Origin of the sequence: Streptomyces sp. NBC_01481 (assembly GCF_026339995.1) — a bacterium.
Taxonomy (GTDB): domain Bacteria; phylum Actinomycetota; class Actinomycetes; order Streptomycetales; family Streptomycetaceae; genus Streptomyces.
Window position 1 is genome coordinate 1344090 of the sequence record NZ_JAPEPT010000001.1, and the last position, 15825, is coordinate 1359914.

Genomic DNA, 15825 nt, shown 5'->3' on the forward strand with positions numbered 1-15825 from the left:
CGCGCCGCCCCTCACCCCCAACCCCCCGACACCCACACGTACACCCCGCCCAAGGAGACCCAACCGGTGACCACCACCCGCCGCACCGCCCTAGGCACCGCGGTCGCGATTCTCGCCGCGCTCATATCCGCCGGCCCCGCCGCCTCCGCCCCCAGACCCCCCGCCCCACCCTCCGACGCCGCGCTCGCCGCGCAGCCCGCCCGGCACGATCTCACCCGGGAGCAGTTCTACTTCGTCCTGCCCGACCGGTTCGCGAACGGCGACACGTCCAACGACCGCGGCGGGCTGACCGGTTCGCGCCTGGAGACCGGATACGACCCCGCCGACAAGGGCTTCTACCAGGGCGGCGACCTCACAGGGCTGACCGGGAAGCTCGACTACATCAAGGGCCTCGGCACCACCGCCATCTGGCTCGCGCCGATCTTCAAGAACCGGCCCGTCCAGGGCACCGGCAAGGACGCGTCGGCCGGGTACCACGGGTACTGGATCACCGACTTCACCCAGGTCGACCCCCACTTCGGCACCAACGCCGATCTCGAGAAGCTGATCGACAAGGCCCACGGCAAGGGCATGAAGGTCTTCTTCGACGTCATCACGAACCACACCGCCGACACCGTCGACTACGCGGAGAAGAAGTACGGCTACCGCCCCAAGGGCGCCTATCCGTACCTCGACAAGGACGGCCGCCCCTTCGACGACCGCGCGGCGATCGGCAAGGTCGACGCCGACTCCTTCCCGTACACCCCCAAGGCCAGTGGTCAGAAGGTTCCCGCCTGGCTCAACGACCCCACGATGTACCACAACCGGGGCGATTCGACCTTCGCGGGCGAGAGCTCCGAGTACGGCGACTTCTCCGGCCTCGACGACCTGTGGACCGAGCGTCCCGAGGTCGTGAAGGGCATGGAGCAGATCTACGAGAAGTGGGTCCGCGACTTCGACATCGACGGCTTCCGCATCGACACCGTCAAGCACGTCGACATGGACTTCTGGACCCAGTGGGCCACCGCGCTCGACGCGTACGCCGCCAGGCACGGCCGTGATGACTTCTTCATGTTCGGCGAGGTCTTCTCCGCGGACACGGCGATCACTTCGCCGTACGTCACCCGCGGCCGGCTCGACGCCACCCTCGACTTCCCCTTCCAGGACGCGGCCCGCGCCTTCGCCTCGCAGGGTGCATCCGCCGAGCGTCTCGGGAAGGTCTTCGCCGACGACTACCGCTACACCAGCGACAAGGCCAACGCTTATGAGCAGGTGACCTTCCTCGGCAACCACGACATGGGCAGGATCGGCACCTTCCTCAGGCAGGACCATCCACAGGCCGACGACGCCGAGCTGCTGAAGCGGGCGCGGCTCGCGAATGAACTGATGTTCCTGAACCGCGGCAACCCGGTCGTCTACTACGGCGACGAGCAGGGCTTCACCGGCGCGGGCGGCGACAAGGACGCCCGCCAGAGCCTGTTCGCCTCCAAGACCCCCGACTATCTGGACGACGACCAGCTGGGCACGGACCGTACGCACGCGTCGGACGCGTACGACACCGGGCACCCGCTCTACCGCTCGATCGCCGCGCTCTCGAAGCTCACCAAGGACCACCCGGCGCTGCGCGACGGCGTCCAGAAGGAGCGATACGCCAAGGACTCGGTGCACGCCTTCTCCCGTACGGATGCCAGGACGCGCACGGAGTACATCGTCGCCGCCAACAACCAGGCCGCGCCCACGACCGTGACCGTCCCTGCGGACGCGGCCGACTTTGTCACGCTGTACGGCGGTTCTGGCGCGGTGCACGCCACCGACGGGAAGATCACCCTCACCGTGCCCGCGCTGTCGTCGCTGGTGCTGAAGGCCGCAAAGCCCCTGGCTCAGCCCGCCGCCAAGCCCACCGTCACCCTCAAGGCCCCGGCCGTCGGAGCCAACGGCACCGTCGAGATCAGCGCCCAGACCGGCGGCGGGCAGCTCGACCGAGTCGTCTTCGCCGCCCAGACCGGCAACGGCCCCTGGCGCACCCTCGGCTCGGCCGACCACGCCCCGTACAAGGTCACCCAGCACATCGACGCCACGGTGGCGGCCGGAACCCCCTTGCGCTACAAGGCAGTTGTGGTCGACGGCGCGGGACGCAGAGCCAGTGCCCTGGCGCAGACGACCGCCGGGCAGGCCCCGCCGCCCGAGAAGCCGGTGGCCGTCGAGCGCGACTACGCGGTCGTCCACTACCAGCGCCCCGACGGCGACTACGACGGCTGGCAGCTGAAGGCCGGCGAGCAGCAGGCCGCGTTCACCGGGCGTGACGCGTACGGCGCGTTCGCCTGGGTCAAGCTCGCCGAAGGCGCCTCGGCCCTCCCGTACACGGTCGAGAAGAACGGCTCGGCCGACGGCCCGCAGCGGACGATCGACCTCGCCCGCACCGGCCAGGTCTGGATCGCGCAGGGCAAGGACGGCCAGTCCGCCACCGCGCCCGACGGCGCCTACCCGCCGCAGGACAAGACCAAGGCCGTCCTGCACTACCACCGGCCCGATGTGGGTACCTCCCAGGCCGAAGGCTCTGGGGGAGACTACGACGGCTGGGGTCTGCACACCTGGACCGGCGCGAAGGATCCGACCGACTGGTCCAGGCCGCTCCAGCCGGTGAAGAAGGACGCGTACGGAGTGACCTTCGAGGTACCGCTCGCCGCGGGCGCGACCTCGCTCAGCTACATCGTCCACAAGGGCGACCAGAAGGACCTGCCGAACGACCAGTCCCTGGACCTCGCGACGTATACGAACGAGGTCTGGCTGCTGGCCGGGCAGCCGAAGTACCTGCTGCCGCAGACCGTCGGAGCGCCCTCGCTCGACCTGGCGAAGGCCGAGGCCCAGTGGATCGACCGGGACACGGTCGTCTGGAAGGTGAAGGCCACCGACGCGACCAGCCAGCAGCTGGTGTACGCGGCGAACGGCGGCATCTCCGTCGTCGACGGGGCGCTCAGCGACGAGGGCCGCTGGCTGAGGCTGAACCCCGCCGCCCTGACCGACGCGCAGAAGGCCAGGTACCCGCATCTCGCCGCGTATCCGGCCTTCAGCGTCGACCCGCGCGACCGCGACCGGGTGCGCGATGCCCTGCGCGGCCAGCTGATCGCCACCCAGCGCGCGGCCAACGGCGCACTGCTCGCCGCGACCGGCGTACAGATCCCGGGAGTTCTCGACGATCTGTACGACGCGACCGGCGCGAAGCTCGGTCCGGTCTTCGACCGCGGCCGCCCCACCCTGTCCCTGTGGGCCCCCACCGCTCAGTCCGTCTCCCTCGAACTCGACGGCACGACGGTCGCGATGCGGCGGAACGGCACCAGCGGCGTCTGGTCGGTCAGCGGGCCGAAGAGCTGGGCGGGCAAGCCGTACCGCTATGTCGTCAAGGTCTGGGCGCCCAGCGTCCAGAAGGTCGTCACCAACAAGGTCACCGACCCGTACTCCACCGCCCTGACCACCGACTCGGCCCGCAGCCTGGTCGTCGACCTCGCCGATCCGCGTCTCGCCCCCAAGGGCTGGTCGACCCTGAAGAAGCCCGCGGCCGTGCCGCTGCGCGACGCACAGATCCAGGAGCTGCACATCCGCGACTTCTCGGTCGCCGACCGCACCTCAAAGCACCCGGGCCAGTACCTCGCCTTCACCGACCGCGAATCGGCCGGGACGAAGCATCTGCGCGCGCTCGCCGCGTCCGGGACGTCCTACGTGCACCTCCTGCCCGCCTTCGACATCGGCACCATCCCCGAGAAGAAGTCCGGCCAGACCGTCCCCGACTGCGACCTGAAGGTGTACGCGCCCGACTCCGAGGAGCAGCAGGCGTGCATCGCCAAGGCTGCCGCGAAGGACGCGTACAACTGGGGCTACGACCCGCTGCACTACACCGTCCCCGAAGGCTCCTACGCCTCCGACCCCGAAGGAACCCGGCGCACGGTCGAGTTCCGGCAGATGGTCCAGTCCCTCAACGAGGGCGGCCTGCGCACGGTCATGGACGTCGTCTACAACCACACGGTGGCGAGCGGCCAGGCCGACAAGTCCGTACTCGACAGGATCGTGCCCGGCTACTACCAGCGCCTCCTCGCCGACGGCACCGTCGCCACCTCCACCTGCTGCGCCAACACCGCGCCCGAGAACGCCATGATGGGCAAGCTCGTCGTCGACTCGGTCGTCACCTGGGCCAGGGAGTACAAGGTCGACGGCTTCCGCTTCGACCTGATGGGACACCACCCGAAGGCCAACATCCTCGCGGTCCGCAAGGCTCTCGACGCGCTGACCGTCGAGCGTGACGGCGTGGACGGCAAGAAGATCATTCTCTACGGGGAGGGCTGGAACTTCGGGGAGATCGCGGACGACGCCCGCTTCGTCCAGGCGACCCAGAAGAACATGGCCGGGACAGGGATCGCGACCTTCTCCGACCGGGCCCGTGACGCGGTCCGTGGCGGCGGCCCCTTCGACGAGGACCCGGGAATCCAGGGCTTCGCCTCCGGCCTGTACACCGACCCCAACTCGTCCGCGGCGAACGGCACTCCCGCCGAGCAGAAGGCCCGCCTGCTGCACTACCAGGACCTGATCAAGGTCGGCCTCACGGGCAATCTCGCCGCGTACACCTTCACCGACAGCTCCGGCCGCACCGTCAAGGGCTCCGAGGTCGACTACAACGGCGCCCCCGCCGGATACGCGGCCGCCCCCGGCGACGCCCTCGCCTACGCGGACGCCCACGACAACGAATCCCTCTACGACGCGCTCGCCTTCAAGCTCCCCCGGGCCACCTCGCCGGCCGACCGGGCACGGATGCAGGTCCTCGCGATGGCGACCGCGGCGCTCTCGCAGGGGCCCGCGCTCTCCCAGGCCGGGTCGGACCTGCTGCGCTCCAAGTCGCTCGACCGCAATTCGTACGACAGCGGCGACTGGTTCAACGCGATCCACTGGGACTGCAAGGACGGTAACGGCTTCGGGCGCGGACTGCCTCCGCAGGCCGACAACAAGTCCAAATGGCCCTTCGCCAAGCCGCTGTTGACGGAGCCCTCGCTCACGGTGGGCTGCGACCGGATCGACGGCGCATCGGCCGCCTACCGGGATCTGCTCACCATCCGCGCCACCGAGAAGGCCTTCAGCCTGGCGTCGGCGGGCGAGGTGCAGTCCACGGTTTCCTTCCCGCTCTCGGGCAGGGACGAGACCCCCGGCGTGATCACCATGGCCCTCGGTGACCTGGTGGTCGTCTTCAACGCGACGCCGGACACGCAGACACAGCGGGCCGAAGCCCTCGCGGGCCGTACTTACGGCCTGCACCCCTTCCAGGCGGCGGGGGCGGACTCTACCGTCAAGAAGGCCTCGTTCGAAGGGAGTTCGGGAACCTTCGCCGTTCCAGGGCGTACTGTCGCCGTCTTCGAACGGAAGTGAGGCCCGCGGCGTTACGGTGACCGGATGGACGGCACCACCGTGCTGGTGGTGGACGACACCGATGCCAACCGTTACGCCATGGGCGCGGTCCTGCGCAGGGCGGGGCATCTGGTGATCCCCGCCGCAAGCGCCGGCGACGCACTGGTCGAGCTCGACACGAGGCTCAAGGCCGGTGCGTTGCCGGACGCCGCGCTGGTGGATGTCGGACTGCCCGACATGAGCGGCTTCGAACTGTGCCGCCGCATCAAGCAGCTGCCCGTCGTCGCGACCATGCCGGTGGTGCACTTCTCCGCCACCGCCGTCACCCCGCAGGACCGCACCCGCGGCCTGGACGCCGGGGCCGAGGCGTATCTGACGGTCCCCGTCGAGCCGGAGGAGATCCAGGCGGTCATGCGCGCCGCCCTGCGCGGGGCCCGCTCCCGCCACGACGCCGAGGCCCAGGCCGAGCGGATGACGCAGCTGGCCGCCGCGACGATGGAGGTGCACACCGCACGCAGCCCGCAGGAGCTGGCCGACGCGGCCACCGCCGGGACCGCGCGGCTCGTCGGCGGTCCGGCGGTCGCTCTCGTCCTCGGCTCCGGCGGTGAACTGTACGTGGGGCGCGCGGGCGAGCGCGGCCCCCGCCCCGACGAGAGCGCGCGCACGGCCGTCGCCCGACTGCTCCAGCGCGCCATGTCCGGACGCACCGGCGTCCAGAGCCTGGTCGCACCCAAACCGCTGTGGCCGGCCGGTTTCTTCCGGCGCGGCCTCGCCACCGACGCCCGGCTGCTGCTTGCCCGCAGCAGCGAGGACCAGCCGCCGGTCTGCCTGGCCACCCCCGGTTACCGCAGGGCCGATCCGGAGGCCGCGCTGCTGCTCACCCAGCTCGCCCGGGCCACGGCCCTGGCCGCCGAATCACTGCGTACATCCGCGGAGGAACGGCATCTCGCCCTCACCCTCCAGCACAGCTTCCTGCCGCAGCGGCTGCCCGAGATCCCCGGCGCCGAGATCGCCGTACGGTACGTCCCCGCCTCCACCCAGGCCGAGATCGGCGGCGACTTCTATGTGACCCTGCCGACTCCGCACGGCGTCCTCGTCGGCGTCGGCGATGTCGTCGGCCACTCCCTGGACGCGGCAACGGTGATGGTCGAACTGCGGCACGCCCTGCGCGCGTACGCCACCGACGAGAGCGACCCGGCCGTGCTGCTGCACCGCCTGGACCGGATGCTCCAGCGCTACCACCCGGATTCCACGGCCACGGTCTGCCTCGCCCTGATGGACCCCCGCGGCGGCCGCATCAAGATCGCGAACGCGGGCCACATCCCCCCGCTGATCGTCTCCGCCGGAGCCACGGCGACCTACGTCCAGACCGCGGGCCCGCTGCTCGGCCTCGGCCTGGACCGGCCCCCGCCGACCGACGCCCGACTGGTCGGGGGAGAGCGGCTGTTGCTGGTCACGGACGGCCTGATCGAGACCCGCGGCACGGACCTCACGGTCTCGCTCGAACGCCTCCGCAATGCCGCGGCCCACGCGCCACCGGGCGTCTCCCCGCTCTGCGACACCCTGCTGGACTGCTTCGGCACGGGCGAGGACGACGTCGCTCTGCTGGCGCTTCAACTGACCGGCTGCAGCTGAGGGACTTCCGCTGAGGGGCTTGAATTGACGGGGTTCATTTGACCTGCTTCTCCAGCAGGACCACTCCGTAGCGGCTGCCGTCCTTGGCCACCTTGCGCGGCTCCTCGCCGGCGACCCGGTAGCCCGCCGCCTCGTAGTACGTCCGCAGCGCCGGATTGCTGGACAGACAGTCCAGCCGTACGAACTCCCGCCCCGAGTCGGCGATGCGCTGCTCGGCGTGCGCCAGTAGCAGCCGGCCGAAGCCCTCCGGAGCCGTGTCCCGGTCGATCATCAGGCGGTGCACATACCCCGCTACCGGAGGCTGGATCCCCCAGGCGGGCTGGTCCTCCCACCACAGTTCGTACGCCCCGATGGCGTCGCCGTCCTCTCTCTCCGCGATCCAGACCTCACCCTCCTTGATCCAGTGCCGGAAATGGTCGGCGTCCTTGTCGCCGGGCTTCCACTGTGCGATGCCGTTGAGCTGCATCCAGCGCGCGGCCCCGTCGAAGAGCGAGACAAGGGTTTCCGTATCGGAATGGGCGGCGAGCCGACAAGTGATCTTCACTCCCGCATTATTGACGGGATCGTGGAGACCCGCGAAAGGGTGGGTCCCACAACCGCCCGGTCCCACCGATCACCTGTGCTGGAGCGCCCGATGCCGCAGATCACCGTCGACTACTCCGACAGCCTCGAGTCCGCCTTCGACCGCCGCAGATTCGCGCTCGCCCTGCACCCGCTGATCGTCGAGACGATCGACACCCAGCTCTCCGCCTGCAAGACCCGCTTCCGCCGCGTCGACGAGACGGTCGTCGCCGGGGGTATGCCCGCGGACGCCCTCGTCCACATCGGGATCGCCTTGCTGCCGGGCCGCAGCCCCGAGCTGAAGGCCCAGTTGTCGGAGGCCGTCCTCGAACTCCTCGCCGGTCATCTCAATCCCGCGGAGGGCATCGCGCCCGTCACCACCGCCGAAGTGCGCGACCTGGAGTCGTCCTACCGCAAGCGCTGAGTCGGCACCCGGTCCAGCGAGGGCGCCAGCGAGGGCGCCAGCGAGGGCGCCAGCGACACGAGCCGGCCGACCAGATCGCCGAACGGCCCATCGGCCGGCTCGTCGCGCAGGACGCGCAGCAGGATGCCCGCCATCTCCTCGTCGTAGGCCGCGCTCACCGCGCACAGTGCCGCGAAGTCGTGCACCAGCTGCAACTCCAGCTCGGCGCGCGGGATCCTGCGCCCGTCCAGCCAGATCAGCGCCGTCGACTCGGCGAGCGACACCCAGGACCGTACGACCAACTGAAGCCGCGCGGGCGGCTCGCCGATCCCCAGATGCGCCAGGATCTGCTCGTACGCCGCCTGCCTGACCTCGTCGATCATCGCGTTCGTCGTCGAACAGCCGACTGCGGGACCACCCCGCATCAGCGCGGAGAAACCGGCCCCGTGCTCGTCCACGAAGTCGAAGAACCGGCCCATGACCCGCAGCAGCCGCGCCCCCAGCGGCCCCTGCGGCGGCTCGTGGAAACGCCCGGCAAGCTCATCGGCGGCGCGGCGCAGCGCGGCCTCGTACAGGCTCTGCTTACCGGGGAAGTAGTGGTAGACGAGAGGCCGCGAGATACCGGCGGCCGCGGCTATCTCGTCGATCGACACGTCGTCGGGGGAGCGGTGGCTGAACAGCTCGAGAGCCACGGCGATCAGCTGCTGTCTGCGCTCGTCGACGCCCATCCTGCGGCGTACCCCGGTCGTCATGCGCACAGCCTACCCACGGCGGCCGCGCACCTGTTCTACAGGTCCGGCACCGGCCGCCCGCCCGGCAGCATGAACGGTGGGCCGGGGTCTTCCCCGCCCACCCGCCCCAAGTTGAGGGGGCGCGGGGCGCGGGGTCGCGCCGCAGTGCCGCGGGTGCGGTGGACTTGGGGTGCCGGGGCACCCCGACAGGCCGCATCAGCGTCGGAGGTCCACGGAGGTGGAAGCGGGTGCCTTGGCCTCGCCGGACAGCTCAGCAGGCCGCGGAGCGGCCGAGATTCGTGACCGCGGAGCGGTCAACCGGTGGGCTGGGCAGTCGCCCGGGCCCGGGTGGACTGGGCCCGCCGGGGCTCCATGGTGCCGGGCCTACGGGCAGCTCAGCAGGCCGCGGAGCGCTAAAGTGGTCCGGCGCGGAGGGCTGGTGTGCGGGCCGTGCGTGCCGGGCAACCCGGCACCACATCTGGCCGCGGAGCGGCCGGGAGACCGGGACCGCGGAGCGGGCCACAAGGGGGCACCCGGGACGGTGAGGCCCCGGCTAGTGCAGGGCACCCACGCGACTCCCGTCGCCCAGGCTGCCGTTGAGCTCCGCCCGGGCCCCCTCCTTCGCCGGGACCGCCAGCACATTGCCCCGCGCGCTGCCGTCGACCCCGCCCGATGTGGTCAGCGACCTGAACTGGTCGCTGCCCGCCGCGAGCACGTACCAGTGGCCCGCCCGGGACTTCCACAGGACACCCGCCAGGACCTTCGCGTCACGCACCCCGCAGGACGGCGAGTCCTCGGAACGCGCAGCGATCGCACCGGGGGAGCCCGCCTGCGCGCCGGGGGCCTGGAACTGGGCCATCACCCGGCTCCCCGTGCCCCGCCAGGTCTCCGCCCGCGTGCAAAGCCACGCCGCCGTGCCGTTCGACTCGGGCAGGGACTGCTTCGCGTACGTCCATGAGTTGACGCTGCGTACACCGTGCGCCCGCACCCCGGGCAGCAGACAGGCCGTACGGGCCCACGAGGCCCGGGCCGTTTCCCCGGTGACGTCCCGCGGCGCCGACGGCGGGCCCGAGGTGAGCCGGGCCGGGGTCAGTTCGCCGAGGTCGGTCACCAGCCGCTCGGCCGTGCCGTCACGCAGCTCCAGCACGTCCCAGGTCTTGCAGTCCCTGGCCTGCGCCGGGCTCGGCAGCGGTGAGGTGACCCCGTCCGGGCCCCGGGTCAGCGGCCGCGCCGCGCCCGCCGGGTCGAGCAGGTCCCGTACGGACGTCGCCCGCACCCAGGGCGCCGTCAGATAGCGGACGTTGCTCGCGGTACGGCCCGCCACCAGCGCCCCCGACGAAGCCGCGTCCGCGGCGTCCGTGCGGGCGAAGTCGAGCGCCACGCCCCCGCCGCCGTCCTTCGGCTCGGCGTAGCGGACCACCCGCAGCCCGTCGTGCAGCAGCACCACGTTCGCCCGGTCGACCTCGCCCGCGTACAGCAGCTGCGGCGAACCCATCGGCGGTCCCGGCGGTGTGCCGGGGGTCGCGGACACCTGGACCGTGCTGCCGGGCCGCGCCCACACGGCGAGCGCCCGGCGCAGCAGGGCCGCGTCATCGGTGAGGCCGCCACGGGTCGGCCAGACGGAGAAGTCCGTACGGGTGGACTGCTGCCATGCCGCGGGGGAGACGCGGATCAACTTGGCCGGGTCCAGGGCGGTTTCGGCCGTGGGATTGCGGGCGTAGGGCGGCGCGGCAGCTCCGTCGGGGCCCCAGCCGTCGCCCGGCAGCCCGAGCAGCGCCCCGCACACCGCGAGAGCCGCTGCCGCGACCAGGGCCGCCTTGACGTGCTGGCGGCGCCGCATCAGATCGGTGGGGCGGGCCTGGAGGGAGCACGGATCGAACTCGGCGGATTCGAGCAGTGCGGCCGCGCCGGCCCCCACCGCCGCCTCCATCCCGTCCGCCTCGGCCAGCGCGGCATGCGGGTCCGCCACCCCGGCGGCGCCGAGCACCTGATGTACGTCGGTGTCGGCCAGTTCCTCCAGGCCGCGCAGGACATAGGCAGCGCGGGCGGGCCCGGTGAGCGCGGACAGGTGCTGGTCCAGGGCGAGTTCGTCGGCTCCGCCGGAGCGGGGGAAGACCCGCAGCCCCCACACATGGGGAAGCAGCGGCGGGAGCTGGGCGCGCCTGGGCCGGGCGAGCCGCTTCAGCGGGAGCCCGGCGTCCAGGGCCTGGCGCAGCACCCGTCCCCGTACGTACACATAGCCGGGGTCGGCGTCGCCGGGCGCCCGGCGCGAGCCGGGGATGGAGTCCGCGGGGTCGGCGGCGCCCGCCGGTGTGGTGCGGCCGCGCGGCAGGGAGCGCTGCACGAGCGCGTGCGCGGTGAGGACGCGGCGATTGCGGCCGAGGGTGGGGGGCAGTACGAGATACGCGATCCGTACGAGCCGGGTGTAGTGCTCGACGAGAGCCGCTTCGGCCTGCTCGACCGCGACCGGGCCGGGGTCGGGAGCGGGGGCGGACGGGGCGGGGGTGGTGACGACATCCTGTGGGCGCACGTTCAGCAGAACGAGCGAATGGTCCTATGGTCACCCGCCGCCCCCCGATCGGGGCTCGATCTCAGCCGGCCAGCCGTTCATGGATGCGCTCGATCGCCTGGACCGGCACGCCGAGCCCTTCGACCACGTATTTCTCCATCGTGCCGTAGCGGGCCTCGACCTCGTCCAGCGCGGCCGCCAGATACTCGGGCACGACGCCGATGACCGCGAGGGCGGTCTCCGGGTCGCCGCCCTGTGCGATGAAGCCCTCGATGAGCGGTGCGAAGGCCTGCCGCACCGCCGGGTTCACGGCGAGATACTCCGCCTCCACCGCCTCGGGCAGCGCGCCGAGCAGGGTGAGGACGATCGTCGCGGCCCACCCGGTGCGGTCCTTGCCCGCCGTGCAGTGGAAGAGCAGCGGGCCCGCGTCGGGGTCCGCGACCTCGATCAGGAAGGCGCGGTAGGCGGCGCGCGCCGAGTCGGCGGTGACGAAGCCGCGGTAGGTGTCGGCGAACATCTGCTGGGCCCGGCCGCCGCCCAACTCCCGCTCGGCGAGCACCGGATCGGCCAGCACCTGCTTGAGCTTCGCGGCGGCAGGCAGCAGCCCGGAGGAGACCCGGTCGGCGAGCACGTCGGCGAGGAGCAGCCGGCCGCCGGCGGGGAGGCGGTCCGGTCGGGCGAGGCGTTCGGCCTGCGTGCGGAAGTCGACGATCGTACGGATCCCGAGGGCGGCGACGACCGGATCGGCGGTGGGATCGAGCCGGTCGAGCTGCCCCGAGCGGAAGAGCAGACCGGAGCGCACGGCATGGCCCGCGGGCAGGGGTGTGCCTCCGAGGTCGCGGAGATTGGCGACGGTGGTGGCGGGGATCGCGGTCACGGCGGGCGGCTCCCTGGCTCGGACAGGCCCCGAAGGATCGGAAGGGGGCGATATCAATGTAAACAACCTATGTGACCGACCACCCGCTGAAGTGGACCGTGCCCCGCGCTCCGCCGCCGCCGTTGGCCGCGCTCATGAAAAGTCCCACGTCCTGGACGTCCGCGGCTCCCGGAACGGACACCGTGGCGACCGGGCGCCAGGTGGCGCCGCCGTCCGTCGAGCAGGAGCCGGTGAAGGAGGTCCCGGCGTCGCGGGTCAGCCGGAGCAGCACCGGGGCCTTGACGCCGAGGATGCGTTTGTACGTGTCCAGGGTGCCGTCGCCGTTCGTGTCGTACGACAGGACGACGCCCTGCCCCGGTGTGGCGGCCAGATTGAGGAAACCGGCATCGCCCGGACGTGCGAGGCCGTTGCGTACGACGATGCCCGCCCGGGCCCAACTGCTCGTGTTCTCCTGGGAGTCCACCCGCAGCTCGACGCTCGCGCCCACCCTCAGACCGCTCTCGCGGTAGGCGGTGCCGAAGTGGGCGGTGCCCCGCCACAGGTCGGTGCCCCCGCCGTTGATCGCGAACCGGTCGCCGGCCTGCCCGAAGACGGCCGCGTTGCTGGTGTACGTACGCCACCCGGCATCCAGCGGCGACGCGAGGAAGAGCGAGCCCTGCTGGGGGACGGTCACGCGCTCCTCGCCGCGCGGCCCGTACTGCGTGCGCAGCGCGTACGGCATCGCACGCAGCGGCTCTGCGATGGGATCGATCGGGGCCGTCACCCGCCAGAAGACCGTGCCGGTGCCGCCCGCCGGGACACTGTCCAGGAAGGGCTCGCCCTGCGGCTCGGCGTCCAGGCCGGTCAGCTCGAAGTCGACGCGGCCGGTGGAGCGCAGCCCGCTGAGGTTGCGGAAGGCGGCCGCGACGGTGCCGGTGCTGCCGGGCGTGAAGGCGGGCGGCTTCACGGTGACGTCGACGTAGCCCTGGTAGGGGGCGGTGGCGAGGGTGTCGTACACCCTGCGGGCCGTGCGGTACGCGTCGCCCGTGGCCCGCACCGGATAGACCCGCCGGTCCTTCGTCCAGGCCTCCTCGGCCGGGTACCAGTCGAAGGGCGCCGGGGCGCGGCCCTCGGCCAGGGCGGTGGCCAGCTCCTCCAGATAGGCCTCCCACTGCGGCAGATGGACGTCGTTGATCAGCCCGTGCCAGTCGCGGTTGGCGTAGTTGCTGAGCTGATTGGCCGCCGCCCGGTTCGCCCAGGTGGTGATCAGCGCCCGGGCCGTGCGCTCCAGCTCGACCGCCTCGTCCGCGCTGGTGGCCAGCCGTTTGGCGTCCTCCAGCCAGGGGCCGAGCAGGAAGGAGCGGTGACAGCCCGCCATCGTGTGGCTCAGCCGCATGAGCCTCAGCCACAGCGCCGAGACGGCGCGGAAGGTGTCCACGTCCTTGTTCTGGTAGGCGGCCCGCAGCGGAAGCTGAAGCGTGCGCGAGCGGTTGGCGAGCGCCTGGCGGGCCAGGTCGGTCACATCGTGCCGGTAGGCGTCACTGTCCCGCAGCGAGGGCCGCACGCCGAGCAGCGCCGCGAAAGCCCGGTCGAAGCCCGCCGGATCGAAGGCCGTACCGATCGACGAGGTCATGCCGGGGCGGCGGCAGAACAGCGAGTCGTAGGGCCGCCCGTCGGTGCTGGTGAGTTTGTACGCCGTCGCGGCGAGCGCGGCGAAGGCGGCCCGCGCCGCGCCGTCCTCGCCGCCGTAGCGGATCTCGGCGTACTCCTCGAACCATGCTTCCCTGTCGATCGTCTCCTCGCGCCAGGCGAGCTCGCAGAACAGCTCCAGCGCGGCCGGGTCGCGCTCGGCGGCCTCCGGCATGTACGCGGTTCCGGCCAGCGCGCTGCCCGGCTTGTCGCGCCAGGCGGTGAACTTGGCCGTCCAGCGGTCGGTGTTCGCGCCGATGGTCGTACGCCCGCCGAAGTTCGGGATGGTGCCGAAGGCGTACGGAGCCCCGCCCCACTCCTTCTCGCGGTCGGTGACCGTGTCCAGATCGGAGAGCCCGTCCACGATCAGCACCCGGTCGGTGTCGATGGCGTCGAGCAGCGCCGGCCGGGGATTGGCCTGCCAGCCGAGGATCACCCAGGTGGCGCCGGGCCGGGCGGTCTGCAGCGAGGTCTCGACCGCACGGGCGGCGTCGGCGACCGGGACGTCGCCCGGTGTGCCGCCCTCGTGCAGCAGATCCATCTTGAAGTGGAAGGTGTCGCCGAACAGTTCCTGCTGGTGCCGGTAGAAGGCCGCGGCGACATCGGAGAAGCTCTGGGTGCGCGGGTCCAGCCAGTCGGGGCGGCGCAGCCCGTTCCAGGTGCCCTGGGGGATGACACGGGCACCGGGATTGCGGGCGGTGAAGCCGTCCGGGACCGTGCCGAAGTAGCCGGGCAGGACCGGGTGCATCCCGAGCTCGCGCATCCGGTCGGCGATCCGTCTGCCGAGGTCCGCGCGTCGGCCGATGAGCTCGGGGGAGAGCGGGCCGCCGTACCCGCTCATGTTCTGCAGCAGCCACCACGGCTGGTGCGAGGGCGCCGGCAGCCAGGTGCGGGCCTCGTTGTCGGAGTATCCGAAGTCCATCAGGAGGCGGTGGTAGACGGCCTCCTGGCCGGGTGTGACCAGGACTTCGTTGCAGCCGTGCAGGGCGAGGACGTCGAGCAGGCGCTCCCAGCGGGCCCAGTCGGCGTACGGGGCGGTGTAGCCGTCGTGCGTGTCGTTGTACGCGAACCGGTGCGGGACGGTCGCGGAGCGCTCCAGTGCCGTGCGCGGCGCGGGCAGCAGCGCCGGCAGGTCGAGCTGACTGCCCGACCAGGAGATGTGCGCCCGGCAGACGTACTTGAGGTACCAGTGCACCCCGGTGAGCAGTACGGCCGCACTGGTGCCCTCGACCTCGACACGGCCCCGGGAGCCGGTGACCCGGAAGCGCTCGGGGCCCTCCAGGGCCCGCAGCCGGAACTGGCCGGCGTGCCGGGGCAGCAGGCGCCCGAGCGCCTCCCGGGCGGGCGAGGTGGCGAACGGCGCCGCGGGCGCGGCGGCCGCCGAGGCGTGCCCGGCGAGTGCCGCACCTAAGCCGATTGCTCCCGCGGTGCCCAGTACCGTACGTCTCGACAACCCGGCCATCGGCGCTCCTCCATGTTGCTCCCGTCACAACAGGTGCGTGCGTCGCGCAGGTTACCGGGAGTTCGGCGGCGCAAAAGGCGGCCGACAAGGCACGATGGCCGGATGCGGACGAGTACGAACACGGGCGCGAGGCGGACGGCCCGCGCAGCACTGGCAGTTCTGGCACTGACCCTTGTCGCGGCCTGCGGATCGGGCGACGACGGCGACGGGCGTGGCGGGGACGGCGACAAGGCCCCCACGACGGCGACCGGCACCCTGGAGCAGCTGGCCGAGCAGGCGAAGTGCAAGCCGAACATCCAGACGGACGCCGCCGAACTGCGGCAGGCCAACTGCACGACCGGCGACGGCAAGTATGTGCTGGCCACCTTCACCACCGACCGGGGCCAGCGCGAATGGATCAACGAGGCCAATGACTACGGCGGCTCGTACCTTGTGGGCCGCAGATGGGTCGCGGTCGGCGACGCCAAGGTGGTGACCGCGCTGCGCGGCCGCCTCGGCGGGACGGTGGAGACCGGCTCGGAGCACCACTCCGGGAGCACCGGTGACAGTGCCGGGAGCGAGGGCGGCCACTCGGGACACCACGGGAGCTGACAGAAAACGGCCGGATCGGCC

9 protein-coding genes are annotated in these 15825 nt (G+C 71.9%); 4 read left to right on the forward strand and 5 right to left on the reverse strand.

The genetic code is table 11. The annotated features are described in order from the left end of the window. Positions 1-66: 66 nt before the first annotated feature. The gene (gene pulA, locus OOK40_RS06190; protein ID WP_266477150.1) at positions 67-5388 is read left to right on the forward strand and encodes a pullulanase-type alpha-1,6-glucosidase; all 5322 of its coding nucleotides are present in this window, start codon (positions 67-69) and stop codon (positions 5386-5388) included. Positions 5389-5412: 24 nt separating this feature from the next. Next, the gene (locus OOK40_RS06195; protein WP_266477152.1) at positions 5413-7002 is read left to right on the forward strand and encodes a fused response regulator/phosphatase; all 1590 of its coding nucleotides are present in this window, start codon (positions 5413-5415) and stop codon (positions 7000-7002) included. 34 nt (positions 7003-7036) lie between these two features. On the opposite strand, the gene OOK40_RS06200 is transcribed toward OOK40_RS06195, so the two are convergent. Continuing rightward, entirely contained in the window at positions 7037-7546 is a 510-nt protein-coding gene (locus tag OOK40_RS06200) for a GNAT family N-acetyltransferase (protein ID WP_266477154.1), read from the reverse strand. Between the two features lie 90 nt (positions 7547-7636). Between OOK40_RS06200 and OOK40_RS06205 the strand changes: the two genes are divergently transcribed. Continuing rightward, positions 7637-7987, forward strand: a complete 351-nt coding sequence (locus OOK40_RS06205; RefSeq protein WP_266477156.1) for a 5-carboxymethyl-2-hydroxymuconate Delta-isomerase — start codon at positions 7637-7639, stop codon at positions 7985-7987. On the opposite strand, the gene OOK40_RS06210 is transcribed toward OOK40_RS06205, so the two are convergent. The 4 genes from OOK40_RS06210 to OOK40_RS06225 all read right to left on the reverse strand — a co-directional run bounded on the left by OOK40_RS06210 (position 7972) and on the right by OOK40_RS06225 (position 15213). Then, positions 7972-8718 (reverse strand): TetR/AcrR family transcriptional regulator, encoded by a 747-nt coding sequence (locus OOK40_RS06210; RefSeq protein ID WP_266477158.1) that lies wholly within the window; start codon positions 8716-8718, stop codon positions 7972-7974. The genes OOK40_RS06205 and OOK40_RS06210 overlap by 16 nt on opposite strands. A gap of 532 nt (positions 8719-9250) precedes the next feature. After that, the gene (locus OOK40_RS06215) at positions 9251-11227 is read right to left on the reverse strand and encodes a hypothetical protein (RefSeq protein WP_266477160.1); all 1977 of its coding nucleotides are present in this window, start codon (positions 11225-11227) and stop codon (positions 9251-9253) included. 61 nt (positions 11228-11288) lie between these two features. Continuing rightward, the gene (locus OOK40_RS06220; RefSeq protein ID WP_266477162.1) at positions 11289-12083 is read right to left on the reverse strand and encodes a tyrosine-protein phosphatase; all 795 of its coding nucleotides are present in this window, start codon (positions 12081-12083) and stop codon (positions 11289-11291) included. 67 nt (positions 12084-12150) lie between these two features. After that, complete coding sequence (locus tag OOK40_RS06225; protein WP_266477164.1) at positions 12151-15213, reverse strand: alpha-N-acetylglucosaminidase; 3063 nt, start codon at positions 15211-15213, stop codon at positions 12151-12153. 102 nt (positions 15214-15315) lie between these two features. On the opposite strand from OOK40_RS06225, the gene OOK40_RS06230 reads away from it, so the two are divergent. Beyond that, positions 15316-15804, forward strand: a complete 489-nt coding sequence (locus OOK40_RS06230; protein ID WP_266477166.1) for a hypothetical protein — start codon at positions 15316-15318, stop codon at positions 15802-15804. Positions 15805-15825 lie beyond the last annotated feature (21 nt).